At 41.6% G+C, this 25,403-nt stretch carries 24 protein-coding genes; 22 read left to right on the top strand and 2 right to left on the bottom strand.

Annotation, left to right across the window (positions count from 1 at the left end; all coding sequences use genetic code 11):
• The first annotated feature begins 67 nt into the window (after positions 1–67).
• A complete protein-coding gene (locus O0550_RS14350) occupies positions 68–718 on the top strand; it encodes a FusB/FusC family EF-G-binding protein (RefSeq protein ID WP_258426683.1) in 651 nt (216 codons plus the stop codon).
• Between the two features lie 207 nt (positions 719–925).
• Here O0550_RS14350 and O0550_RS14345 read toward each other — a convergent pair whose 3' ends face one another.
• Positions 926–1,285, bottom strand: coding sequence for a PhzF family phenazine biosynthesis protein (locus O0550_RS14345; protein WP_255253119.1), 360 nt, complete (start codon positions 1,283–1,285; stop codon positions 926–928).
• A 208-nt stretch (positions 1,286–1,493) separates the two neighbouring features.
• Here O0550_RS14345 and O0550_RS14340 point away from each other — a divergent pair, with 208 nt between their 5' ends.
• The 4 genes from O0550_RS14340 (at position 1,494) to O0550_RS14325 (ending at position 4,391) form a co-directional block, all read left to right on the top strand.
• On the top strand, positions 1,494–2,105 hold the full coding sequence (locus O0550_RS14340; protein ID WP_003341154.1) for a hypothetical protein: 612 nt from the start codon (positions 1,494–1,496) through the stop codon (positions 2,103–2,105).
• A gap of 60 nt (positions 2,106–2,165) precedes the next feature.
• A complete protein-coding gene (locus tag O0550_RS14335; RefSeq protein WP_258426682.1) occupies positions 2,166–2,672 on the top strand; it encodes a hypothetical protein in 507 nt (168 codons plus the stop codon).
• Positions 2,673–2,832: 160 nt separating this feature from the next.
• Positions 2,833–4,146 carry a WD40 repeat domain-containing protein gene (locus O0550_RS14330; RefSeq protein ID WP_258426681.1) on the top strand — a complete coding sequence of 438 codons (1,314 nt, stop codon included), beginning with the start codon at positions 2,833–2,835 and terminating at the stop codon, positions 4,144–4,146.
• 44 nt (positions 4,147–4,190) lie between these two features.
• The gene (locus tag O0550_RS14325) at positions 4,191–4,391 is read left to right on the top strand and encodes a YwbE family protein (protein ID WP_003334410.1); all 201 of its coding nucleotides are present in this window, start codon (positions 4,191–4,193) and stop codon (positions 4,389–4,391) included.
• A gap of 178 nt (positions 4,392–4,569) precedes the next feature.
• Here the strand turns inward: O0550_RS14325 and O0550_RS14320 are convergent, their stop codons facing one another.
• Positions 4,570–5,568, bottom strand: a complete 999-nt coding sequence (locus O0550_RS14320; RefSeq protein WP_003341146.1) for a PLL family lectin — start codon at positions 5,566–5,568, stop codon at positions 4,570–4,572.
• Between the two features lie 553 nt (positions 5,569–6,121).
• Between O0550_RS14320 and O0550_RS14315 the strand changes: the two genes are divergently transcribed.
• From O0550_RS14315 to O0550_RS14235, 17 genes are all read left to right on the top strand, one after another.
• Complete coding sequence (locus O0550_RS14315) at positions 6,122–6,841, top strand: response regulator transcription factor (RefSeq protein ID WP_258426680.1); 720 nt, start codon at positions 6,122–6,124, stop codon at positions 6,839–6,841.
• Complete coding sequence (locus O0550_RS14310; RefSeq protein ID WP_258426679.1) at positions 6,834–8,567, top strand: sensor histidine kinase; 1,734 nt, start codon at positions 6,834–6,836, stop codon at positions 8,565–8,567. The genes O0550_RS14315 and O0550_RS14310 overlap by 8 nt, the downstream gene beginning before the upstream one ends.
• Before the next feature lie 222 nt (positions 8,568–8,789).
• Entirely contained in the window at positions 8,790–10,388 is a 1,599-nt protein-coding gene (locus tag O0550_RS14305) for an ABC transporter substrate-binding protein (RefSeq protein WP_022585491.1), read from the top strand.
• A gap of 96 nt (positions 10,389–10,484) precedes the next feature.
• On the top strand, positions 10,485–11,435 hold the full coding sequence (locus O0550_RS14300; protein ID WP_003334415.1) for an ABC transporter permease: 951 nt from the start codon (positions 10,485–10,487) through the stop codon (positions 11,433–11,435).
• A gap of 4 nt (positions 11,436–11,439) precedes the next feature.
• Positions 11,440–12,285, top strand: a complete 846-nt coding sequence (locus tag O0550_RS14295; protein ID WP_258426678.1) for an ABC transporter permease — start codon at positions 11,440–11,442, stop codon at positions 12,283–12,285.
• A gap of 43 nt (positions 12,286–12,328) precedes the next feature.
• Entirely contained in the window at positions 12,329–13,339 is a 1,011-nt protein-coding gene (locus O0550_RS14290; protein ID WP_031309379.1) for an ABC transporter ATP-binding protein, read from the top strand.
• Complete coding sequence (locus O0550_RS14285; RefSeq protein ID WP_163245880.1) at positions 13,314–14,294, top strand: ABC transporter ATP-binding protein; 981 nt, start codon at positions 13,314–13,316, stop codon at positions 14,292–14,294. The genes O0550_RS14290 and O0550_RS14285 overlap by 26 nt, the downstream gene beginning before the upstream one ends.
• Positions 14,295–14,319: 25 nt before the next feature.
• Positions 14,320–14,763: a YehS family protein gene (locus tag O0550_RS14280; protein ID WP_003341127.1), complete on the top strand. Its 444-nt coding sequence runs from the start codon at positions 14,320–14,322 to the stop codon at positions 14,761–14,763.
• A gap of 468 nt (positions 14,764–15,231) precedes the next feature.
• Positions 15,232–16,206, top strand: coding sequence for a FecCD family ABC transporter permease (locus O0550_RS14275; protein ID WP_258426694.1), 975 nt, complete (start codon positions 15,232–15,234; stop codon positions 16,204–16,206).
• Positions 16,207–17,223 carry a FecCD family ABC transporter permease gene (locus O0550_RS14270; RefSeq protein ID WP_096887104.1) on the top strand — a complete coding sequence of 339 codons (1,017 nt, stop codon included), beginning with the start codon at positions 16,207–16,209 and terminating at the stop codon, positions 17,221–17,223.
• Between the two features lie 22 nt (positions 17,224–17,245).
• On the top strand, positions 17,246–18,172 hold the full coding sequence (locus O0550_RS14265; protein ID WP_258426677.1) for an iron-hydroxamate ABC transporter substrate-binding protein: 927 nt from the start codon (positions 17,246–17,248) through the stop codon (positions 18,170–18,172).
• A 346-nt stretch (positions 18,173–18,518) separates the two neighbouring features.
• Positions 18,519–19,472, top strand: coding sequence for an alpha/beta hydrolase (locus O0550_RS14260; RefSeq protein ID WP_003334427.1), 954 nt, complete (start codon positions 18,519–18,521; stop codon positions 19,470–19,472).
• Positions 19,473–19,631: 159 nt separating this feature from the next.
• Positions 19,632–21,734, top strand: a complete 2,103-nt coding sequence (locus O0550_RS14255) for a WG repeat-containing protein (RefSeq protein WP_258426676.1) — start codon at positions 19,632–19,634, stop codon at positions 21,732–21,734.
• A gap of 278 nt (positions 21,735–22,012) precedes the next feature.
• Entirely contained in the window at positions 22,013–23,116 is a 1,104-nt protein-coding gene (locus O0550_RS14250) for a hypothetical protein (protein WP_258426675.1), read from the top strand.
• A 130-nt stretch (positions 23,117–23,246) separates the two neighbouring features.
• Entirely contained in the window at positions 23,247–23,729 is a 483-nt protein-coding gene (locus O0550_RS14245; RefSeq protein ID WP_258426674.1) for a DinB family protein, read from the top strand.
• Positions 23,730–23,893: 164 nt separating this feature from the next.
• Positions 23,894–24,508: a TetR/AcrR family transcriptional regulator gene (locus O0550_RS14240; RefSeq protein WP_258426673.1), complete on the top strand. Its 615-nt coding sequence runs from the start codon at positions 23,894–23,896 to the stop codon at positions 24,506–24,508.
• A gap of 225 nt (positions 24,509–24,733) precedes the next feature.
• Positions 24,734–25,399 carry an HlyD family secretion protein gene (locus O0550_RS14235; RefSeq protein WP_003341104.1) on the top strand — a complete coding sequence of 222 codons (666 nt, stop codon included), beginning with the start codon at positions 24,734–24,736 and terminating at the stop codon, positions 25,397–25,399.
• Positions 25,400–25,403: the final 4 nt, after the last annotated feature.

The raw sequence follows: 25,403 nt of genomic DNA, 5'->3' as shown, positions 1-25,403 counted from the left end.
AGAGTGAAGAAGGGAAGAAACTTGAGCCTTTTGAAAAGACTAGGTTTATGGATTTGGAGGGAACGATATGGTGGAGCCATTTATTCAAAATCATCAATATAACTTTATAAAGAAGCAAATAGATATTCTGCGGAACGCTACCTTAACTGTTGCTGATCCTAAAGTAATGGAAGCGGTGAGGTATGGAGCAGAAGTAAAAGTAATAGACGTGTTTCCTACCGTTACGGATATTCAAAAACAATTGTTGGGGAGAATCTCTTTCATAAAAGCGGAAGAGTTTCAGGATTATCTCCGTTCATTAACACCCTACTTACTTGAATTTCCACATGTGACTGAAAAACAGATCAGGAAGCTATTCCCCAAAAATAAAAAGCTTAAGGTTCCTGATTTAGAAACGATTGACTTCCTCAAGGTAACCTATCTTGGCTGGATTAACATTTCTAGTAATAAACTATTCATTGTTTATCATTTGAAGGGGAAAGCCGTTGGGATTGAAGGGAGATATTCTCTTGTACACAAGAAAAACATATGTGCATTATGCCATGGATATGCGGATGTTGCTTTATTTTCAGCGATCTCGAAATCAAGAGCTGCTCATGTATCCTCTGATTATTACAAAGCGGTTGGTCAGTATATATGTATCAATAGTCATGAGTGTAACAGCAGGATTACGGATGTTACTGCCTTAGAGAGGTTTATTGAGGATGTAATAGGCTAAATCAGTTCTAGTTGGTATTAACTCATATAAAATACTCACCCCTCATTGAACCTTTCGTAACCTGATAAGTCACAGCTTAATCAATGGCTGAACAATAGACATTTCTAAGAGAATAACTATCGATGCACTATCATATCGCAAATCAAAAGACACCTTATAATTCAGGTGTCTTTTTTTGTATATTACACGGGGCTTCCAGAATAACATTTATATGATGACGAACCTTTGTTGAATATTTGATGCAGTCCCGCCAACCTCAATTTGTTCGATTTTCCCCTGTTTAATAGAAAGTCTTGAAATAATGGTGGAAGGCTGATTCATGCTGTGACCCTGAGAGAAAGCTAAGCGGTGAATGGCCTGATCAGAAATGAATTTATGCTTGTACAAATAGCATGCTAGTGCCCCACAGGATGTCCCTGTCGCACTTTCCTCTGGTATATCATACAAAGGGGCAAAGTTCCGACAAGCAGCAATCATTTCGTTTGTTGTATCCAATGTGAATAAATGAAAGCCAATAACCTGATATTTTTTGCTTAGTTGTGAGATCAGATCAAAATCAGGTGTAATGTTATGGAGAATCTCTAGGTTTTTTATGGGAACAAGGATATCTTTTAATCCCGTTGATCATCTGATTCAGAAAAGTGCTGGACTAGTTTATTTGGTCGATTCAAGAGACGTCTACCATTTTGACGATATATATGATAGGTCAATAACGCTGTAGGTGTAGAAGAGAAGGATCAATCATTTTATAGATAAACAAGTAGGAGGGTCTATATTGGAACGATTTACAGACGAGTATGGTCATAAATATTGCTTTAATATGGTAACTCATTATGGGGGCAAGATAGTCGTGCATTGCCCGAAATGTTCGAAAAACGCATATATTTCAATAGAATCTAATGAATATGTTCTAAGATGCGGAGCGTGTTATCATGCCGAAACGCAAATGGAAGCCTATAAATACTCGGCTAGAGGGGTATGCCAGCATTGTGAAAGATACTTCAATCTGGAAGTAAAGGATGAAAAGCAACTAACCCAAAAACAACTGAATATAGCTTGCCCTCATTGTCAGACAATCAATCAAGTGCCAATGCATAGAGTGGCAGATTATCGTTGGCGATATCAGGATATTCGAGGTGGGAGGGATCCCATTTTTCATATGGAGCTATACTATTTGGATTATTTTCGCGGGAAACCGGTGTGGGCTGTAAATCGAGAGCATTTGAGCTATCTGATATCCTATACGTCAGCCACCTTGCGTGAAAAACCAGCAAATGGTCCTATGCGAACTGCTTCTCATTCCCTTCCTGCGTATATGAAAGAGGCGAAGAATCGGGACGCTATCGTAAAAATACTCCATAAGCTACAGAAAAAATTTGAAGATTAGCAAAGTCGAAAGAAATGAGTGGATTTATACGAATAAAGGTATGAGGGGGAGCGACAATTCATGCAATATGTAAGAGTGCCAGTAATGGAGGAGAATGAACTCTATTATTTTGAGATTGATGATCGCAGAGTCGCATATCGACAAATTGTGGTAACCGATAACGATCATTATACGGTATCGACTAGACCTGATTTTAAATTAAGTGAGATTGAAATAGAGTATGCAGACGATGAAGTGATAGATAAAGCTGAATTTGAAAGGCTATGGAACTTCGTGCTGGAACCATATAAGGCAGAATGGGATCAGATTAAAAGTGAGTATAGCATAGGGCAGGAAATCATGGGAGTCATCGAAATGTTTTATCCTCAGGGAATTATCATTAGGGTAAACGATAGCGTCTATGCAGTCACAGAGTACGAGGCTGTTAAGAGTCAGGTAAAACCAGAGTATTTATATCCTGGATATAGGATCAGTGGAGTCATCAATGGTTATGATGACAAGAATTTTTGGCTTGTTCTTGCAGCGTGCTCCATGACGGGAGAGCAAATTTCATCATCTATCCCGTAAGAGAAAAACAAGGATGGATTAACTCACGAGAGAAGACGGCAGGAGTTTCTAGAGGATAGATTGATGCCGCCCACCTCCCTTCTTGAGAATCAGGAGTTAATCATATCGGCTTACAAGTGAATTCAGTTTCTTTTAACGAAAGCATCTAGGAGGGGAAGACATGGACTGGCTAAACAAAGAAGTGGCAGGGGCATGGCGTGAGGAAGGAAAACGGTATGCTTCAGATGTAAACCGTTTTATCCGCGAAATAAAAGAGATGGAAGGAAAACAGGAGCCTGCGTATCCTTCAGATGATCAAAGGTCTCAATTGGCGGAAGAAGTTTTCGAAATGATAAAGGCCGCTAACAAGAAGGGTAAATGGCAACAGCTTCGTCAAGAGCTTCCTCCTGCGACATGGCCATTGGCTACGAGGTTTGAAAAGGAGATGCAGGCTGTAAGGTCTATTTCATTTCTGGATGGCAAAACACTCGTCTTCACCTCAGGAGCAACATGGGAGAAAAGTAGTGTTTTCATAGCGAGTGAAGAGGGCGTAGAGCAATGTAAAGAGTTAAGCTATATTGGCTGCTCGATGGATGGTTCTGTATATGCTTTGGTTAGTCAGCGGGATATCCGTCTGATTCGTCATCCGGATCGACATTTACAGGGAGAAGAAGTAGCAGTGTTTCGTTGGGAGGATTTATTGTCACAGATTAAAACAACAATTCCTGATTTGAATACGCTTGCAGATTGTGAGCATCCTGAGGAAATACTAGAGGAAGTAATTCCATTTTCAGACGGGAAAAGTTTGCTACTGGCTAGTGGGTACGGGATTTACTTCATAGAAAAAGATCAAGTAACTCTCCTGCATCCTAGTGTGTCAGAGTGCTTAGAAGATGAGCTGGAGGATACTGATATTGATATGCCCCACGCTTCTGTTTCCCATGATGAACGTTGGATTGCCTTTGGCAGTCAATGCAGTGACCATTTGCTTATAGATCGAAAAACAGGGGAGAGCCATTCGTTCTACCCGGAGTCTAGCTACCCGCATTACTGCTTATTCTCTAAAGACAATCAGAGCGTTTGGTTTAACTCATGTCACTTTTATAATGGAATAACGTTTCGCGTTCCATTGAAAGAGGTGGATAATGGTCAGGCGAAATCAGTAGAAGAGTGGCCAATCATGGATGAAGAATCCAGGGTCTATACTGCTGTGGCACTATCAGGGGGCACTGTGCTTGGCAATGCATACGGCTACGTGTGTTATATCAATCCAGAAGGTCAGGAGCTATGGCGTCATTTTGTCGGCAGTACGATTTCTGGCATAGCGGTCTCCAAGGACGAAACGCTATTGGCAGTTGGTACCTATGGGGGCATGCTTCATCTTCTAGATTTGCAGGCGGAGGAGATGGACGAATACGAGATTGGAACGGGGAGGCTGCGTGAATGTGAACGTTTTATCACTTGGAAGGGACTAGATGAAGTTTTGCGTTGGTAATCAAATAGATAGGAATGATATAGCATGGTACAGGCGGTGCGGACATGAATGGGAAAAAGCGAAGTGAGATCATAGCTGGGCTAGAAGTGGAGATTGTTTTAAAACAAGATCAGCGAACAGGAAAGCGTACAAGAGGAATTGTGAAAGACATACTGACGAATTCCAGCACGCATCCACATGGTATTAAAGTAAGATTGACGAACGGAATGGTAGGTAGAGTACAAGAGATTATCAAAGGGGAGTAGCTTACGTTTAAGATTAATCCCTATGGTGGAGCTTTAGAAAGAAGTCTGTAAGTAGGTTACAAATCTTTTTTGCTAACATAAAGGAAAATGGAGATGTAACAATCAGTCGATGTTAATCTCCATTTTCTCTTTTATCTTTTCGTGTATGAAACTGATAAATTCATTACTAGGTATTTCATTAACGGAATTTGGACTCTACCGTTATCTGGTCAATCCCCCCACCTAAGGAGTCCCAATTCCCCCAGCCATTACTAGGAGCGCTCTGCCAAATATGCCAAAGAGCCTTGTCATTACCCCGAGCGAAGACCTCAAGACGCCCGTCCGCATTCTGTCCTACTTCTAGCAAATCAATCCACCCACCAAGGGAAGCCCAATTATTCCAGCCATTACTAGGAGCACTTTGCCAAATATGCCAAAGAGCCTGATCACTCCCCCGAGCAAAAACCTCTAAACGTCCATCAGCATTGTGTCCTACAGCAAGCAGATCAATCCAACCGCCGAGAGAGTCCCACTTACTCCAGCCATTATCAGGGGCACTTTGCCAAATATGCCAAAGAGCCTTGTCACTCCCCCGAGCAAAGATCTCTAAGCGCCCATCGGCATTGCGTCCTACAGCAAGCAGATCAATCCAGCCACCAAGGGAAGCCCACTTACTCCAGCCATTATTAGGAGCACTCTGCCAAATATGCCAAAGAGCCTGATCGCTGCCCCGAGCAAAAATTTCTAAGCGCCCATCAGCATTTTTTCCTACGGTTAGCAGATCAATCCAGCCACCGAGGGAGTCCCACTTACTCCAGCCATTATTAGGAGCACTTTGCCAAATATGCCAAAGAGCCTGATCACTCCCCCGAGCAAAGACCTCTAAGCGCCCATCAGCATTTTTACCTACAGCTAACCTATCGATCCAACCGCCAAGAGAAGCCCAATCACTCCAACGACCATTCGGGGTCAATTCCCAAATATGCCAGAGGGCATTATCTGTACCAATAGCAAAAACCTCTAAGCGTCCATCAGCATTACGAGCTACTACAGGTGAATGAATGGCACCACCTAAGGAGGTCCAGCCACTCCAACCACTTTTACTTGAAGCAACTTGCCAGTTATGCCAAAGAGCTTGATCATTGCCGCGAGCAAAGAAATCTATTCGACTGGCTAAGCCTTTTTCTGTTGCTGACATTATGAACACCATCTTTCAGTAATAGATTGGAAATATTTCCAAAAGTATGTTATTTAGCAAATAAGATTCTTGTTACAAAGGATTAAAAAATAGGTTTTTGTGCATCAAAAATAATAGAATGAGAAAGCCATGAATACGAAGGCGATGTTCCTCTGCTTTGACTGACTCCAATAGAACGTACTCCTAAGCTACTTTGTAAAATAAAAGTAAGAGCGATTGTTTTCCTAGACAGCTCACTATGAAAACGATCGCTCTTTGTTTGAACAAAATAGTAGTTATGTGTAACAGACTAACTTGTTTTTTTTATTGACAGTCCATATTGAAAAATCAACACGTTAGCCATCAGGACACCTAAAAGTCTTACTCCGCAGATTCCGTCTACGATTGTTATTCTTTGTCTGTTTAGCTCCATTTCGTATTCATCTCGGCCACTACGATAAAACAGCTCCTTTATGGAAAAGTAAACACAGCCTTATGCAGGGATAAAATCTCCGCCTTAACGTTAAGGTGTTGTTAAGGTTACTGTGATAGGATAACAACGAGGTGGAGAATTGTGGAGAACGCCAAGATCTTACTTGTTGATGATGAAAGATCAATTGTTATGATGCTGGAGAAAGTATTGAGAAATGAAGGCTTTCATCAGATATTTCACGCTTCAACAGCAAAGGAAGCCTTGCAAATGGTTCAGAAGCAGAAACCAGATTTCATTGTGCTTGATGTCATGCTGCCGGACCAAAGTGGGTTTGATATTTGTCCAAAAATCAGGCAGATGTCCCATGCCCATATCTTGTTTGTTACGGCAAGAGCCTCCGATTTGGACATTTTGACGGGATTTGCTACAGGCGGAGATGATTATGTAACAAAACCATTTAATCCATTGGAAATCGCTGCGAGAATTAAGGCTCGCCTGAGACGAGATAATTTATCTATTCCAATCTCAGAGCCAGAGATTACAACATATAGCTACAATTTTGGCAGGTTTATCGTAAACGAAACGGCAGGGGAGCTTATCGTGGAAGGACAGCGGGTCTCGTGTCCGGCACAGGTTTTTCTGTTGCTGCTCTATTTGTGTAAACATCCCAATCGGATATTTTCGAAAGGTCAATTGTATGAAGCGGTATGGGGATTAGATGGTCTAGCAGATGATAACACGGTCATGGTTCATATTCGTAGAATTCGTGAAAAAATTGAGGTTAATCCCAGTGATCCAAAATATCTGGTAACCGTTCGAGGGCTGGGGTACAAACTTGTCAAGGAGAACAGACGTGAGTAGGTTAAAACGAAGGCTAGCTGTACACTTTATGTATCAGTTTTTTTTACTTGCAATCGGAACACTTCTGCTCATCACTGTGGGATTAATTGTACTTGTACAAGAAATCAGTCAGAACGAGATTAAACGGAACTTTCCCACAGGTGCACTGGACATAATGGTGTCTGATACCATAATTGAAAAAGACAAAGTCCAATTAAATGACTTGTTACTAAAGCAGATACGTGAAAAGGGCATGTGGCTACAAATCGTTAGGGAAGATGGGCGCGTTATTCATTCAGTCAATGTTCCCGAAGGCTTGCCAAACAGCTATCGAATCGATGAGCTGTGGGGGATTCATCAAACAGGTCATTGGAATTCATATACGATATACACAAAGATTTATAACACATTTGATTCACCGTATTTATTTTTACTAGGTAATAGTGAACCAAACAAAGAATTGGCGGCTAAATGGTTTGCCCGCTATGCTCATCAAGGAATAGTGGCCACTTCTTCTCTGGCACAGATAGAAAAAGAAGTGAATGATCTAGGTTACCTACATGTTGTCGATCCACAAGGAAATGTTATTCAAACAATTGGCAAAAAAACAGAGAAACAGCAGTATCTTCCTATTGATTTAGTGAAGATGCAGATGGAGCCAGGTTCTTATCCGACGAAAATTGATGTATATTATGACCCTACATCTCTTAATACGTGGGTTCTACATATTACGAAAAAAGACGGAGAGTATCAGAAGCAACCGCTTTTACATGAAATCATTTATATTCTTGTAAAATTATGCGGGGGACTTTTTGCTCTGGCCATTCTTTTTTCCATCTGGCATGGCTATCGTTATGGTCAGCCGTTGCTGTTATTTATTGGCTGGCTGGAGCGAATGGGACAGGGACGCTACGATGAGGTATTGACCAAGAAGGACAGGAAAAATGCGTATCGTAAAAGCGGAAAGCTACGCATGCGATATCGACTTTATCAGGAGGTTATTGAGGCTTTTTATCAAATGGCTGAAAAGCTAACAGAGTCGGAGCGGGAGAAAAAACGGTTAGAAAAAACCAGAGAAGAGTGGATGACTGGAATTACTCACGACCTGCGAACACCTCTGACAACCATTCAGGGCTATGGACATATGCTTGAAAGCAAACAGCTTGATTGGACAGAAACGGAATTACAGCAAGTGGGGCATATGATTCGAGAAAAGGCGGATTATATGCGGATCTTAGTAGAGGATTTTTCCCTTTCCTTTCAATTAAAGAACAATGCGGTATCCTTTTTTGTAGAACGGGTGGAGCTAAATGAATTTGTAAGAAGGATTATCTTGCAGCATATCAATGACGTAACCATAGAGGAAACCTCATTTACCTACGAAAGTAATCCTGAGCCACTGTACATGATGGCTAATCCGAAGTGGTTCACGCGCATGCTGGATAACCTGATTATCAATGCAGTCAAGCATACTCCTCCGGGGACGATGGTTACAGTTATGACGAAGCGCCAGGAGAATAGAGCAATATTAATTGTAAAAGATGAAGGATTAGGAATGGATGAGGAAACGAAAGAAAAGCTATTTGAACGTTATTATCGTGGCACTCATACGGAGGAGAAGACAGAAGGCTCCGGTCTGGGAATGAGTATTGCAAAGGCCATTGCAGAGGGGCATCACGGGACAGTCGAGGTAGAAACAGGAGTAGGCAGGGGCACTGCGATCACCTTATCATTTCCTTGTGAATAACATCAGTAGGGAGCTTCTCATGCTTGAGGAGCGAATCTTGTGCAAAGCCGAATTATCCAGATGTAAAGCAGGCATTAACAGGCAGTCATCCTGTAATGGCTGCTTTATTTTATTTTATGGATTAATTCCGATCGGTTTACTTGCCTTTTTTCGTTAAGGTGCTATACTAGAAAACAACTTAACGTTATTCCCGAAATGAAGATCAAAATCGGAGGAGTCGACATGACGAAGCGCTTTGGAATTATTTCTATTATGATGAGTATCCTTTTATTTCTTAGCGGCTGTGCTAGTGAAGGTACAGCACCTCAGCAGGGAGGAGACCAAAGTCAACCTGTAGCCGGGAGCGGGACACCCAAAAATGGGGGAAGCTTGGTAATCGCAGTTGGCGATGATCCTAGCGCACTTAACCCGAACTATGCTGGGGATCGCGTGACCTTAACGATTAATCAATCCTTGTTTGCACCCTTATTTACAATCAATGAGGGGAAGAAAACATTTGTATTGGCTGAGAGCCTGACGCAATCCAAGGATTTTTTAACCTATACGCTAAAACTGCGAGATAACCTGACTTGGCATGATGGGAAAAAGCTGACTGCTGATGATGTAGTCTTTACGCTTGCTAGTATTTTGGATGAAAAGCAACACAGCCCACAACGAAGCTTGTTTGTCTTAGATGGAAAGCCGATTCAGGTGAAAAAAGTTGACGATACAACAGTAGACTTTGTACTTCCTCAGGTCAGTGCAGCTTTTGAGGGAGCTTTGGTTCAGGTTTCCCCTATTCCTAAACATATTTTTGAAAATATAGAGGATATTGAAAAGAGTGAAAAAAACTTCAGTCCAGTCGGTTCTGGTCCGTTCAAATTCAAGGAATATAAACCTGGAGAGTATGTAACCTTAGAACGTTTTGATAACTACTTTGCAGGAAAATCCTATTTGGACACGATCACGTATCGAATTACCAAGGATAGTAACGCTGCGAATTTAGCAATGCAAAATGGCGAAATTCAAATGAAGTTCATCGACCCACAGGATTATAACAAGATGAATGACATGCAGATGTTTACCTTAATTAAATATAATGAAGGTCGATTGGTGTACATGGCTTTTAACCTCAATATTGATGTTTTACAGAAAAAAGAGGTTCGCCAAGCGATTGCCTATGCGATTGATAAAAATGAATTAGTTCATGCAGCGTATTCGTCTCTTGATTATGCTGAGCCTGCTTATTCCTTGCTTACTCCTGATGCGCTTTACTATACAAAGGAGTTGCCTACGTATGATTATAACGTGGAGAAAGCTAAGGAATTGCTTAAAAAAGCAGGAGTCAATCATTTGAAGCTTAGATTGGCCTATGTGAATAACAATAAACCGCAAACCAGCCAAGCGCTCTATCTACAGCAGAAATTGAAGGATATCGGAATTGAAATCGAACTACAGCCATTAGATCCAGCAGCGTTCTCAAACAAATCTCAGGATATGAAAAACAAAGATTATGACTTGTCCTTTGGCGGCTATATTATGGGCTATGAACCGGATGCTTATAAATCTCTATTTGTTAGTACAGAGCCTTTTAACTATTCGCACTACAATAACAAAGAGTTTGATCAGCTATGGTCCAAGGCTGCTGTAGAGGTTGATACGGCAAAACGTGCTGAGCTGTATAAAAAAATCCAGCAAACAGTAGCAGATGATGTACCAATCTATCCCATTGCATACCCTAAATCCATTATAGCGGTGGACAAAAAATTTGGTGGGTTGCAAGAGGCGGTTACGAAGCCGGTTACCATGTTTGAGGATTTGTCGAAAATTTACGAGCAATAATAATAGTTCAATCATTTATAGGGAACAAGGGAGAAAATAAGCTGATTCGAATCAGCTTATTTTCATTCCCAGAAGCTGTTGTAGGAGGGCATTCATGTGTTTTCATTTATAGCAAAACGGATTCTTCAATCCATTCCAATGTTATTTTTTATTTCTATTGTTTGCTTTGCTTTGATAAAGCTGGCTCCCGGTGATCCCCTGCAAGCCTTCATTACTCCCAAAATGAGCCTTGAGGATATCGAACGGATTCGGCATAACATGGGATTAGATCGACCTGGGTATGTTCAGTATTTGATGTGGCTGAAAAATGTGTTTATGGGTGATTTTGGCTATTCGCTTATCAATCATCGGCCTGTGCTGACACAGGTAATCGAACGGTTGCCGGCAACAGCAGGGTTAATGGGAGCTTCTATCCTTCTCTCTGTTCTGTTGGCTATTCCATTAGGATTGCTGGCAGGGGCAAATCGAAATAAATGGATTGACAGTATTTTAAATATGTTTTCATATGTAGGCATTTCTATTCCAGCCTTTTGGTTTGCTATGCTTCTGATTTACTTTTTTGCGATTAAACTGCATCTTCTTCCTAGCATGGGAATAAGAACAATCGGAGTGACCTCCACCTGGGATGTTATCAAGCACGGGATTCTTCCCTGTTTGGTTCTTAGTTTTGGGCAATTATCTGTTTATATGAGATATATTCGTTCCAATACGATTGGACAACTAAAAGAGGATTATGTTCAAATCCAATACGCGTACGGCTCTACCCGATGGCAGATTCTTTTTCGCCATGTGCTAAAAAATGTACTTTTACCGATTATTACCCTTCTGGGGATGTCATTACCTGATTTGATTGCTGGAGCGATTATTACTGAAACGGTATTTTCTTGGCCGGGAATTGGCTCACTTAGTATTAAGGCTGCCTTTGGATTTGATTACCCAATCATTATGGCGATTACCATGTTTACGTCCGTCTTGCTTATCATCGGCAATTTACTGGCAGATATCCTATACAGCGTAGTTGATCCTCGAATCAGGGCATGGAGGTAGCAAGATGAATAGAAGAAGATGGAATAACGTAAAAATGGAATTGTTCTCTAATAAGCTGGGCTTGATCTCGATTATGATTTTGCTTGTTTTTGCCCTAGGCTCCCTATTTGCTTTTTTAGCTCCGTATGATCCTAATCAGATCGTTATTCAGGATAGGCTTCAGGCGATGAGCCAAACGCACTTTTTTGGAACTGATGATTACGGTAGAGATTATTTTTCTCGGGCTCTATATGGTGGGCGAGTCTCTTTACTGGTGGGATTTGCTGCTATGATTATCGCTACCGGACTTGGTACAACAATTGGAGCGATTAGCGGCTATTTTGGAGGTATGGTCGATAGCATCATCATGCGCATCGTAGAGATTTTAATGTCAATTCCATCCTTTTTATTAATGCTGATTCTAAGTGTGTATTTAAAGCCTAGTATTCAAACCGTGATTATTATTATTGGACTTTTGACCTGGATGAATGTAGCTAGACTTGTCCGAGCAGAGACACTATCTGTCAAGGAACGAGAATATGTATTGTACGCCAAGGTGTCGGGACAAAGCTCATTTAAAATGATCTGCTATCACATCATTCCAAGTATCTCTTCTACTATCATTGTGACGGCGACCATCAATATTGCTTCTGCCATCTTGATGGAGTCGGCGCTGAGCTTTCTGGGATTAGGTATTCAACAGCCTAATTCATCCTGGGGGAGCATGCTAAACAACGCACAAGGATTTATAGGGGAAGCACCCCATTTAGCTCTATTTCCCGGCTTGTTTATTCTGCTTACGGTAATGAGCTTTAATGTCTTAGGGGATGTTTTGCGAGTAGCCTTTGAACCAAAAGCCAATGACGAATAGACATAGAATAACGAATGAAGATGATCAGCTTGGAGTGAGTCATATGACGGAAGTTTTATTGGATGTGAAGAATTTAAGAACGTCCTTCTTCACACGCGCTGGAGAGGTGCAGGCTGTTAGAGGAGTCAGTTTTTCCGTACACAAAGGTGAGATAATTGGGATTGTAGGCGAGTCGGGAAGTGGAAAAAGCGTAACCGCCAAATCCATTCTCTCTTTGATTGCACACCCGGGAAAAATTGTTGGTGGACAGATCAATTTTGGTGAAAAGGATCTGCTTTTAGCGACAGAAAAGGAGCATAAAGCAATTCGTGGGAATCGGATCGCTATGATCTTTCAAGACCCCATGACTTCGCTGAATCCGGTATATAAAATCGGGCGTCAGCTAACGGAAGTAATCATCAGACATCAAAAGGTGAGTAAGTCTGTAGCGAAACAAAAGGCAATCGAATTATTAAAACAGGTAGGCATTTCCTCTGCTGAGGAACGCTTCAACCAATATCCCCATGAATTCAGCGGCGGAATGAGGCAGAGAGTGATGATTGCAATGGCGCTTTCATGTGAACCGGAGCTATTGATCGCCGATGAGCCTACTACCGCATTAGATGTAACGATTCAGGCGCAGATTCTTGATTTAATAAAAGAGCTCGCTAACCAATCAGATACAGCAGTTATGCTGATCACGCATGATTTGGGTGTAGTTGCCCAAGTATGTACAAGAGTAATTGTCATGTATAGCGGTATGGTGATGGAGGAGGGGAAGGTTGAGGATATCTTTTATCGCCCGCAGCATCCTTATACACAGGGGCTTTTGCGTTCCCTGCCGAAACATCATAAGGGGAATAAAGAAAGACTAACTCCCATCGAGGGAACTCCGCCTAGTTTATTAAACCCTACGAATGGCTGTCCATTTGCCGAGCGTTGCCCGCATATGATGGATAAATGTCTGAATCAGATTCCGCCTTCTTATGAATTGGGCTCCGATCAACGGATGAAATGCTGGCTGGGAGAAGAGATCGGGGGGAATCGGTATGAAAACCAAAGACATTTTAGTTGATGTAGAGCATCTCAAAAAATATTATCCAATCCATAAAGGCTTTTTTGGTGGGGTAAAGACATATGTGAAGGCTGTGGACGATGTCAGCTTTCAGATTTATAAGGGAGAAACGTTTGGACTGGTTGGTGAGTCTGGCTGTGGTAAATCTACAACAGGACGCAGTATCGTTCGACTGTTCGATGTGACTGAAGGGAAAATACTGTTTGATGGACATGATGTAGCAAAAATGAACGAACAACAGCTTAAGCCATTCCGCAAACGAATGCAAACAATTTTTCAGGACCCGTATTCTTCATTAAATCCGGGTATGACTGTCTTTGAGCTGATCAGTGAACCTATGAATATCCATGAATCGCTCGGGGCAAATGAGCGTAAGGAAATCATTTCGGCTCTCTTGGAGCGTGTAGGTTTAAAGAAAGAACATCTGGAGCGTTACCCGCATGAATTTAGCGGTGGACAGAGACAAAGGGTTAGCATTGCCCGATCTCTTGCTGTGAAGCCGGAGTTTATTATGTGCGATGAACCAATCTCAGCACTGGATGTATCTGTTCAAGCCCAAGTGGTCAATATGCTAGAGGATTTGCAAAATGAACTAGGGTTGACCTATCTGTTCATCGCCCATGATCTATCGATGGTCCGTCATATTTCAGATCGAATTGGAGTGATGTACTTAGGCCAATTGGTAGAAGTAGCTGAGAGTGGCGAGCTATATGAGCATCCGGCACATCCTTATACACAAGCACTGCTTTCCTCTATACCGGTAGCTGATCCGAAGCTGCGCGATCAAAATCGTATCATGATGAAAGGGGACATTCCAAGCCCGTTGTCAACCATTCGCGGCTGTAAGTTCCAATCGAGATGTCCTTATGCATCGTCACGCTGTGCAGAAGAGCAGCCAAAGCTAGTATCGATTAGCGCGGGTCACCAGGTTGCCTGTCATTTATTCAGTGAATAAGTCAAAAATCGAGAGGGGATTCACAATGTCTCTAGTAAAGCTTTCGCAAAATGAAGCCCTGATGATTGAAGTCCTTCGAGCAGAGGGTGTGACAGATGAAGAATTATTGGACGCTTTAAAAAAGGAAGATATCAGCGATTTTCAGCAATGTAGCGATGACTTCGACTTTTCTCATCTGCTCGATTTTTCCAGACAAAACTGGAATGAGCTTGAACAAGCAGTCAGAGAAGGATATCAGATTAAATTTAATACAATCAATGGGATTAAATATCTGATCTCTGTAAGACTAAACCAAGTAGCTGACCGTGATTATCAAAACAAGGGAGAATCTCTATCGGAAATTAAGCTGAAAGAAGCGGAAGTCATCTGGCTACAGTCTGTGCTCTCTAAGAATTGGACAGTCGTAGAGCAAAAGCAAGATCAACACTCAGAGCTAAAGGTCGTCCAAATCGAATTGGTTCATTCGTAAGCATAGGAGTATCATACCGTCATTTATTAATGGAAAGTCACCTGTCAGGGTGACTTTTTGTCGTTTAAGCATCACGATCGTATCATTTTCTTTTTTTGTCATACTGGCGTAACACTTCAGCACTACGATATATCTAGTCATTATTCAACAACGCAGTATGGCTCCTTTTATAAACTCAGCGCCAACAGGTGCTGTTTTTTTATTGACGTTAGAGATTGATTTCGATCTGATAGATCATGAATGAAGGAACAACTTTCACAAAAATATAAAAACAATTGTGGGTATAATTTTTCTTGATTTTTTATAAGTAACCAAGCTATAATCACAACTGAAAATAATTATCATTTTCAAAAAGTAAGCTTGTTATACATAAAATTCAAACAAGAATTGGTTTGAGGAGAAGGAATGCTGTTGAATAAGCTTGTGATAAAAATAACTACAGCAAGATGGAGTCTATCACTCATCTCGATGCTTTTTCTCTTGGTGCTTGTCGGTTTACTTGCTTCTATGTTCATAGCCATCTCATTTGGAGCAAAGGATTTGACACTAGAAACGGTATGGACGGCTGTTACTTCCTATAATGCAGAGCTGACAACACATCAAATTATTCACGAAATGCGGTTACCGCGTGTGATTGGGGCTGCTGTTGTCGGAGCAGCGTTCGCAGTTGCTGGGGCGTTGATGCAGGGAGTTACACGTAACCCGCTAGCTGATGCAGGGATTTTGGGGATTAATGCAGGTGCTACGTTTGTTGTAGCGCTCAGCTTTGCATTCTTTCCAAATTTGACCTACTCAAGCTTGATGGTTCTGTCATTTCTAGGAGCGGTGCTTAGTACCTTACTCATCTTTTTATTGGGATCGAGGGCAACTGGAGGATTAACACCATTGCGTCTAACGATCGCCGGAGCGGTTGTTGCAGCTTTTCTACATTCACTCAGTTCAGGAATCGCTATTTATTATGATTTGAGTCAAGATTTAGCCTTTTGGTATGCCGGTGGTGTCTCTGGAGTGAGATGGTCTCATCTTAAGATACTGGTGCCGGTTATCCTGATTGCCATTTTGTTTGCTTTTTTATTGGGGCGTTCTGTTTCGTTACTTTCATTGGGCGACGAGGTGGCAGATAATTTAGGCGCTCATACAAAGCGGATTCGGTTATTTGGAATGGCGCTTGCTGTATTGCTTGCTGGTGTGTCTGTGTCTGCTGTTGGTTCCATTGGATTTGTCGGATTAGTCATTCCGCATATTTCCCGAAAGCTAGTAGGAGTTACTTATCGATTTATTATTCCAATGTCAGCTTTATTAGGGGCAATTCTGCTGGTGTTAGCTGACTTGGGAGCAAGGACAATAAATCCGCCTAGAGAGTTAGCGATAGGCGTAATGGTGGCACTTGTCGGTGTTCCTTTCTTTCTTTACCTTGCCCGCAAAGAAGGGAGGAGCTTATAAATGGAACAGCGCATTTTCAAAAGAGACAGGCGAGCCGGATTGGTCGGAATCATTCTAGTGCTTATTAGCTTGGTTACCATTCTTATCAGTCTTAATACAGGCTCTATCCGACTTGCTCCGTTAACTGTTTTACAAGCCTTTATAGGCAATGGCAGTCAAGAGGATATGATGGTTTTATTTGAATACCGCCTGCCGCGTATTGTTGTCACCATGCTTGCTGGAGTGGGCTTGGGAGTTTCGGGAGCTATACTGCAAGGGGTATCCCGTAATTCATTGGCAGATCCGGGGATTTTGGGTCTGCATGCAGGTGCTGCTTTTGGCTTGATGATCTTTGTTAGTTTTTTTGAATCCCTAAAAGGGTCTCAAGCTTTATTGATCCCGCTGTTTACCTTTTTAGGTGGTGTAGTGACCGCGGTACTGATCATGCTCCTAGCTTATGATCGACATAAAGGGTTGCTGCCGATTCGCCTCATACTGGTTGGCATTGCCATTACAGCAGGCTTTAGTGCAATTACGCTGTTTCTGTCACTTGCCTTAGATGAAACAATATATGCTTTCACTTCTAGATGGCTGGTTGGTAACGTATGGGGACGAGATTGGATCAATGTAGTGGCTCTTCTGCCATGGATTCTGATCTTTACACCATATGCATTCACCCAATCAAAAGCACTGAATGCTTTCTCACTTGGGGATGAAGTGGCGATGGGGATTGGAACTGCCGTGAACCGTAAACGCTTCTTATTACTGATAACCGCGGTAGCCTTATCATGCGCCAGTGTTTCGATGGTGGGAGGAATCGGTTTTATTGGGTTAGTTGCTCCTCATTTAGCGCGTCGACTGGTTGGACCGTTGTATCAGCATTTGCTACCAATAGCGGGTCTTATTGGCTTGGTCATTCTAGTGATTGCAGATACGGTTGGTCGTGCTATTTTTCAACCAAATGCGATTCCAGCCGGAGTAGTAGTGGCTGCTGTAGGTGCCCCCTATTTTTTATATGTATTAGGTAAAACAAAATAAATCATTTTCAAAAGGAGAAAAAATGAAAGAGAAACTACTGATTCTAATGTGCATCCTCACTATTTTTGTATTGTCTGCTTGTGGACAAAGAACGCCACAGTCAAATACAGAGTCGACAAAAGGGCAAACAGTCGAGCAATCGGCAGATAAGAAAGAGCCCCGTATTGCCTCCATGTCCATCCATTTGACAAATAACCTGCTTGCATTAGGCATTACGCCAGTTGGTTCTGTAATTGGTGGCGATTTAAAATCCTTCCTGCCTCACGTAGCTGATCGTCTGAAGGATACGAAACCATTAGGAGTAGTAGCAGACCCTGATATGGAAGCTCTATTAGCATTAAAACCAGATGTAATTTATGTAGATCAACAATATGCCGGAAAAGATTTATCTAAGTATGAAAAAATTGCAAAAACACATTCATTTAACCTAGATGATGGTACATGGCGAGATACGTTGAAAAAAGTAGGAAAGCTTGTAAACAAAGAGCAGCAGGCGGAAGCCTTTATTAAGGATTACGAAGCACAGGCAGATCGTGTGAAAAAGCTTGTACAGAGCAAAATCGGTGATGGAACCGTGATGGGAATACGTGTCACGGGGAAAGAGCTACGCGTATTTAGCACAAGAAGACCAATGGGACCGATTTTATACGAGGACTTAGGCTTGAAACCTGCGAAGGGTGTAGAGAAGCTAAATAAAAAGAAAGCTTTTGAAGTGATTTCACAAGAGGTCCTTCCAGATTTTGATGCAGATGCCATCTTTGTTATTGTGAACAATAGAGGTGGGGCCGACAAGATTTTTGAGCAATTACAGAGCAATCCGATCTGGAAAGATTTAAAGGCCGTGAAAGCAAATCACGTCTACATGATTCCAGAACAACCGTGGCTAGATTACTCAGCACTTGGGGCAAAAATGGCATTGGATCAAGCTGAAAAAATCTTTAGTAAATAGACAACAACCAAAAAGTCATGCGATTCTTGCGCATGGCTTTTTGCTTATTGAAAAAGAGGAATGGAAAAATTTTTGTGGAAGTAAATGGTAGCGAGGTATCTATACAGCGAATGATGGATGGCATTAATAGGGGAATCAAAAAATAAAATGGAATGTGCCTCATTTTTCTATAAGAAGGGTTGGTCACAGGTAACACCTTTGCCAAAAATCGGACAGTCCGCAATAACATTCAGAGGGATTTGTTATTTTTTATAGAATTAGTTGGTATTGATTTCTATTTCAAGGAAATGTAACACCGAACAACCTGTGAGAACAGAATAAGCATACTTTAAGAGGAGAAACACGCATGAACAAACGACGACTCATTATTACTTGTGGCTCAATCGTAGCTTTCTTTTTTATTGCGATCATTGCCGCCAGTAGCTATTTTTATCAGATCAGCATCAGTCGTGATGGTCAGGTCACGCTGTATTCTGGTGAGCAGGAGGCTGCTACTACCCCTGTAGATGCAGAAGTGGAACGGGATAAAATCAGTGTAGAGGAATGGTACAAAAATCAGGAAAAGGGCAGTTTAGAGCAAACGTCCTTTGACGGATTAAAGCTAAAAGCCACTTACATACCAAGTGATCAACCTAGCGACAAGGCAGTTATTTTAGCTCATGGCTATCGCCGTAAAGGGGAAGACATGAAAAGCTACGCAAAATTCTATCATGACTTAGGCTTTCAAGTGCTAATGCCGGATGCGCGTGGCCATGGGAATAGTGAAGGCGACTATGTCGGATACGGCTGGCATGATCGTAAGGACTATCTAGGGTGGATTAAAATGCTAACGAAACAGGCAAAAGTAGAGCATATCTTCTTACATGGAGTCTCAATGGGTGGAGCCACAGTCTTAATGACTAGCGGCGAGGAGCTGCCACCTGAGGTAAAAGGAATTATTGAGGATAGTGGATTCACATCCATGACCGAGGAATTGGCTTATCAGTTGAAGCATTTATATCAGTTGCCGACTTTCCCGCTTATGCAAACAACGAGTTGGACGACTAAGCTACGGGCAGGTTATTCGTTTGCAGAAGTTTCTCCTATTGAACAAGTGAAGAAGAATACTCGACCGTTATTTATCATCCACGGCGATCAGGATAAGCTGGTGCCAACAGAGATGGCTTATCGAATCTTTGACGCAGCACAAGGAGAAAAACAGATCTGGATAGTGCCTGGAGCAGGACACACGAAATCATTCACCGTAGCAAAAGAAGAGTATCAAAAGCGTATAAAGAATTTTATTGAGCAGGCACTTTAGGCAAATGTTTATGTGACGTGGCATTCCGTTAGCAAAAAATAAAAATAAATGTAGAGCATCTGTTTATAGCGTTATTGCTGTGACAGATGCTTTTTTGTTTGGTACATTGCCTTTTCTATTACATAGAATATGAAAAACACAACTAGAGGAGGGTGCCTCATGATGTGGGAGGAATCGGATGTTTTAGAGGCGGCACGGCAATATTTGCCGGATGATGCGGAGGTTTTGCCAATGATAAAGCCTCAACATTCATCTTATGTTCGTACAATTGACACAGGTAAAAAAGGCAATCCAAGCGTTGCTGTTGCGTATAGATGGTCTGGGGGAATTTCACTGGTGATGCTCAAGCGAGACTGTGCTGGTTGGCAGGCAGTTTTTGAAGATACGGCTCATCCGCTCTATTGGTACTATCTGGCTGAAGCTCAATTGCAGGAAAATTTACCCGCTAAGGCTATTGAATCTATAGGAGCAGGTATCCGAGTCAAATCATCAGCTATCTATGCACCAAAATGGAATGAGTTAATTAAAACGATTCGTATACAAATAACACAAAAGTTAGTTGCTCTTTATCCGGCATCCATGAGTACGAGGGAAGGAGTGAAATGGGGCTATATTAATGAGCGCGGACAGTTTTTAATCATCCCCCAATTTGTATACGCCCTTCCCTTTGAAAAGAACGGGCTTGCTGTTGTAACGGTCGCAAATGGTACCGGATTAATCAATGAACAAGCTCAGTACGTTGTAAAGCCTATTTACAATTCAATTAGCTCGTTTACGGAAGGTCGGGCAACTGTAATCGATGACAAGGGCTTTTGGGTGATAGATGACAAGGGAAAGGTGTTGAGCGATAAACCCCACTCTTTTATTGGAACGTACCGAGATGGAAGGGCAGTATTTGCTGATACAAATGAACAGGGGTATCGATACGGCTATCTTAATTTGGAAGGGAAGGTTGTGATACCTAACAAATATGAAGAAGCCAATGATTTCATTGACGGGAAGGCAGTTGTCAAAATCAAAGAGAATCAATATGCGCTTTTAGGCCGTAATGGGGAGATATTACATACGTATCCCTACCATGCTGTAGGTCCGTTGAGCGATGGATTAATGGCTGTTCAGCATAAAGAAAAAGAGCCGTTTGGCTATATGGATGAACAAGGAAAAATAATCATCAAGCCGCAATTTACTTCAGCACAGGCATTCAAAGGAGATCGTGCTGTAGTTAATACATCGGTGGATGATTTCGTGTTTACATTGGGGCTGATTGATAAAACAGGAGCATTCAAAATTAAGCCGGGGTACAGTGATATTGAGATGTTAGGGGAAGACCGGGTAGCAGCAGGCATTCTAAAGGACAGCAAAGCACCATACATGGGTTCTACATATGCAATTGCTGATAAGGATGGGCGTTTTTTTACAGAATTCGTGTTTAATAAAGTAGAGAAATATCAGGATGGGATAGCCTCAGCGACTAATGAACAGTCTACCTTCTTTATCGATCGGTTTGGAAAGATCATGAAGAATCTCCCCATTCTTAAAGGGAACGGAACGCTTAGTAAGATAGGAAACGTAATTAGGGCTGATGTGAACCAGCGAGTAAGCTATTATCAACCAAATGGCACATTGATTTATGCACAAAATACGGTTATTCCACTTACCAGGCAATACCGGGTCAAAGAGGAGATGTACCATCCTAACAAGGATTATCTCGTCTACTACCCGCAAATAGAAGGAATGGCTACCAGCACGATTCAGGAACAAGTAAACAAGCGTTTAAAAGATTTATCTCAAGTCAAGCCGATCGATCCGAATGTCCAGTTAGATTATAATTATTTCGGTGACTTCTCTGTTGATTTCTTCAATAATCAGCTTGTGCAATTAAAGCTACAGGGTTATAACTATCCGTTTGGAGCTGCACATGGAATGCCTACACAAATCTATCCTCCAATTGATTTGGTGACGGGGCAATTCTATAAGCTACAGGATTTATTCAAACCTAGTAGTGACTATGTAAAGATTTTAAGTTACATTATCGGCCAAATGATTAAGACAGACCCACAATACTCCTATGTTTTTCCTAATGCCTTCAAAGGAATCGCGCCGGACCAGCCCTTTTATGTGCATGAGGACGCTTTGTATATTTATTTTCCTCCCTATGAAATCGCACCTTATGCTGCAGGCTTTCCTACTTTTCGGATTCCATTTAAAGAGATTATGCCTATTATTAATACACAGGGAGCGTTTTGGAAGGCATTCCATTAACAAGCTAGATACGAAAAGCCGCAATTCATGTTTTTTGAGTTGTGGCCTTTTTGTATGTGCGAAAAATATTTGTATGATCTTCTGATTCTTGACTACTAAGGCTCGTACTTTTATACATATGTTTTAGATAAGTGTTTATTTTTCAGGAATAGGATGTCAGGTATGTGAATACATCAAAAGGGACGGATGCATGTATCAGATCATTTACACGAAGTTACATAACAGGAGAGGCGTAAGGAATTAGGGTAGATCATTTTTACTAGAGGAGGGAAATATTCATGACAGAGTGGACGGCTTTTGAAGAAAATGCATTGTACCCTGATTGTCATGCGAGGTACTATTTCTATCCGTTTGTAGTTGATCCTGACGTAGAGATCATTATCGAGGGAGAATATCCTTGTTCACGTTATATGTCTTATACAGTTTACGGCTGCAATCTGCAAGTGATTGCAACCGCGTTTGATCAAATGCTAATCCCCAATGATGGATGTGTAAATACGTTTGAGCCATATGCGAATTGGCAAGCTACAAATCGCAGCTATACACTCAAGCTTCAGTTCATACCACCACCTCAATATGTATGCCCTTTTGTTCCTGGGGTAGGCAATAATATATTTTTTGTTGGCGCACTGCCAAATGGTCAGCCTAATTCGTGGGGGATTCTAGTCTATCGTATATATGTAGCAAGTGAAGGAGCAGACGAGGCAGGGGGAGCTCTACCGAAAATCACCTATCGGCGCATACGAGATGGCAAACGTCTCAGAATAAAAAATTCGAAGCCATTTGATATGAAAGCTATTTTACAACAAAGCAATCAAGCATGCTCCATGCCGTCTAATCCAATAGCAAATCGAACAGGAGCTTTGCCGCCAAATACTAATGGGCTCACCTGGACTCGTCCATCTTACAAGCAAAATCTCGTTTTACTAGGTAACCCACAGGGAGGTTATATATATGCCCCGCTTTATTCCTCGCCTACTCAGTATTTGTGTTTGAGATGGAAGGCCCCCACATTCCCTGATACGTACCATAATCAGTCCATTACAGGACTAGAAAATATGCGATATTGGAGCATGTCCTTTGTCTCTAAGATTGGGACTGCTACCATTTGTACGGTGGCTGATTATCAAACCGTGTTGGACGAACAAGGATTTGCTACATTGGTAGTAGGATTCGGAGCTCCGCGTCCCGCCTTTGCCATTCCTGAGCATGGGTACACTTGGATTGATTTAGGCAATCAGCCAGTAAAAGGTGTCATTTATCGCAATATGGTGGTATCTGCATGTTTTCCTTGCACAGCAGTAAATATCCCCTTTGGTCAACAGGTTTCTATGCAGATGGGAGAGTATTTACCAGTGGGACAATATATTTCAGGAAACTAAGGGAACATTCTGTGTTCAATGTTTATTTCCTTTGAGTGTAAATTCTATAAGGGAAAGTGAGACAGGAAATTCCAATCAATGTGAAGAACAGATAGATATTGGGAAAATTCTAGAAAAAGGAGGTACACCTATGAATATACATGCAGTCAGGACAGAATTAATTGAGACGGTAGATGATTTGTCAGATACAGAACTCAATCAAAGAGCAATGGAGGGTGTCTGGACGATAGGACAGGTACTGGAGCATTTGTATCTGACCGAAAAAGCGGTAGCTTACCATGTGAGGAAGGCGCTACATAGTGAGGATGTACAAATAGATCCAAAGTCCATTTCCTTCATACTGGATCGTAACAACAAGGTGCAAGCTCCCGCTCCTTATGAACCAACAGATGAACCTAAACATCTACAGGACTTACTCCTGAAGTTGGAATCTACTCGTACCTCTTTGTTGGGCGCTTGCGAAGATACAGAGAGTTCTCAGCTTGCCAAAAAAGGATTTACTCATCCAGCATTTGGGCTTCTAGACATAAATCAATGGATTGAATTTGTTGGACTTCATGAGCAAAGACACCTAGAGCAAATCAAAGAAATCAAGGATCACTTATCGGTGTAGCTAGCTAGATTTGGTGTTTCTGCTGGCGCTTGTCTAATGAAAACCCGTAAAAAGGAAAAACAGACTGCCAATCCGTTGTCTGTTTTTTTATATTCCTCTTTACAAACCGACCAGCGGTTTGTAAAATAGTGACAAGGAAATTATGCTAAAAGGAGAACGTGCTCATGACACAACAGAATCACGCCGTGTCCACTTTTCAGCTACTAGTAGCAACTACGGAGGATCTCATTCGTGAACGGGGATGCCGGCAAACTACCCTACAAGAGATTATGAACAGAACCAAATTGTCAAAAGGAGCCATTTATCATTATGTGCAAAGTAAGGATGAGCTATTTGCTTATATTTTGCAAACGAAAATGGAAAAGGTAAACGAGCAATTTCAGCACCAAGTGGAAATTGCCAAACGTGGAGAATTGCATGATCCACTAAAAGCCATCATTGATGGTTTTACTGAGTTGCTACAGGGAGAAAAAGAAGTCTCCAGTCAAATTTTTATATATCTCCTTAGCCAAAAGGAAAATAAAGGGATTGCTACTTTATTAAACCGATTTCATCAATTTTCTGTTGATATGCAAATGAAGTGGCTTCAATGCGGGCAGGAAGCAGATGCTATTTCCCCAAATATCGATCCACGGAAAATGGCTCATTTTTTTATGATAAATATGTATGGGAGCATAATTGCAAAAGAAATGGGCGTTAATCTATTTGCGGCTGATGATTTATACCTTATTATGAATGATTTATTGCAAAACAAAAAAGAAGCAAGTGAAAAATACTAGGAATAGCAGGAGGTCAACTACTGATCTCCGTCTGCTTTACCTACAGGGAAAGGAGCTTTTGCAAATGATCCAAGTATGGAACACGATCCTTCTGCCTTGAGCCAATAAAGAGAAAGTATTGTAGTCCAATCCAAAGAAACAATCATGAGAACGAGCATAGGAGCTCTTTATTTTTTATCGAATACAAACCGCCAGTCGGTATGTTAATAGGAGTGTTTAGCTTATATGAAAGCAAGATCAACTAAGACGCGCAATTTTAAAATCATCCTTACTATTATTCTAGTGGTGGCGATCTCAATTATTTTGTACTACAGCTACAAAAATTACTATTACGTCACAACTGAAGATGCTCAGGTTACAGGGGAAATCTATAAAATAGCAGCTAAGGTACCAGGAAAGATAGAACAATTCAGTTTAGAAGAGGGTACGCAGGTTCGCATGAATCAGGTAGTTTCCAGGCTCGAACAAGTAAATGCCAATAATGTTTCTTCTTTAGAAAACATGGTTGTACGATCTCCAATCGATGGTGTCATTATTCAAAAGCTTGCTAATCAAGGGGAGATTGTAGGTGCTGGTAATCCGTTAGCCCTTGTAATGAACAAAGCCACCTTATATATTCAGGCCAATATAGAAGAAACCAAAGCAAGCTATGTTAAAGCTGGGCAGCCGGTGGAGATTCGCTTAGATATGTTTCCCGGTCATGTGTATCAAGGCAAGGTTGAATATGTCGGAGAGGCGACGCAGTCCACATTTTCTTTGCTCCCTCGAACGAATGCAGGGGGTAGTTTTACCAAGGTCACACAACGTATTCCGGTTAAAATCAGCTTTGTTCAACAAGCTTTTCATTTTACGCCTGGAAGTAATGCTACGGTCACGATTCTTGTGAGATAGGAGA

Origin of the sequence: Brevibacillus halotolerans (assembly GCF_026891775.1) — a bacterium.
Classification (GTDB): domain Bacteria; phylum Bacillota; class Bacilli; order Brevibacillales; family Brevibacillaceae; genus Brevibacillus_B; species Brevibacillus_B halotolerans.
This window is presented reverse-complemented; position numbering and strand designations above follow the sequence as displayed.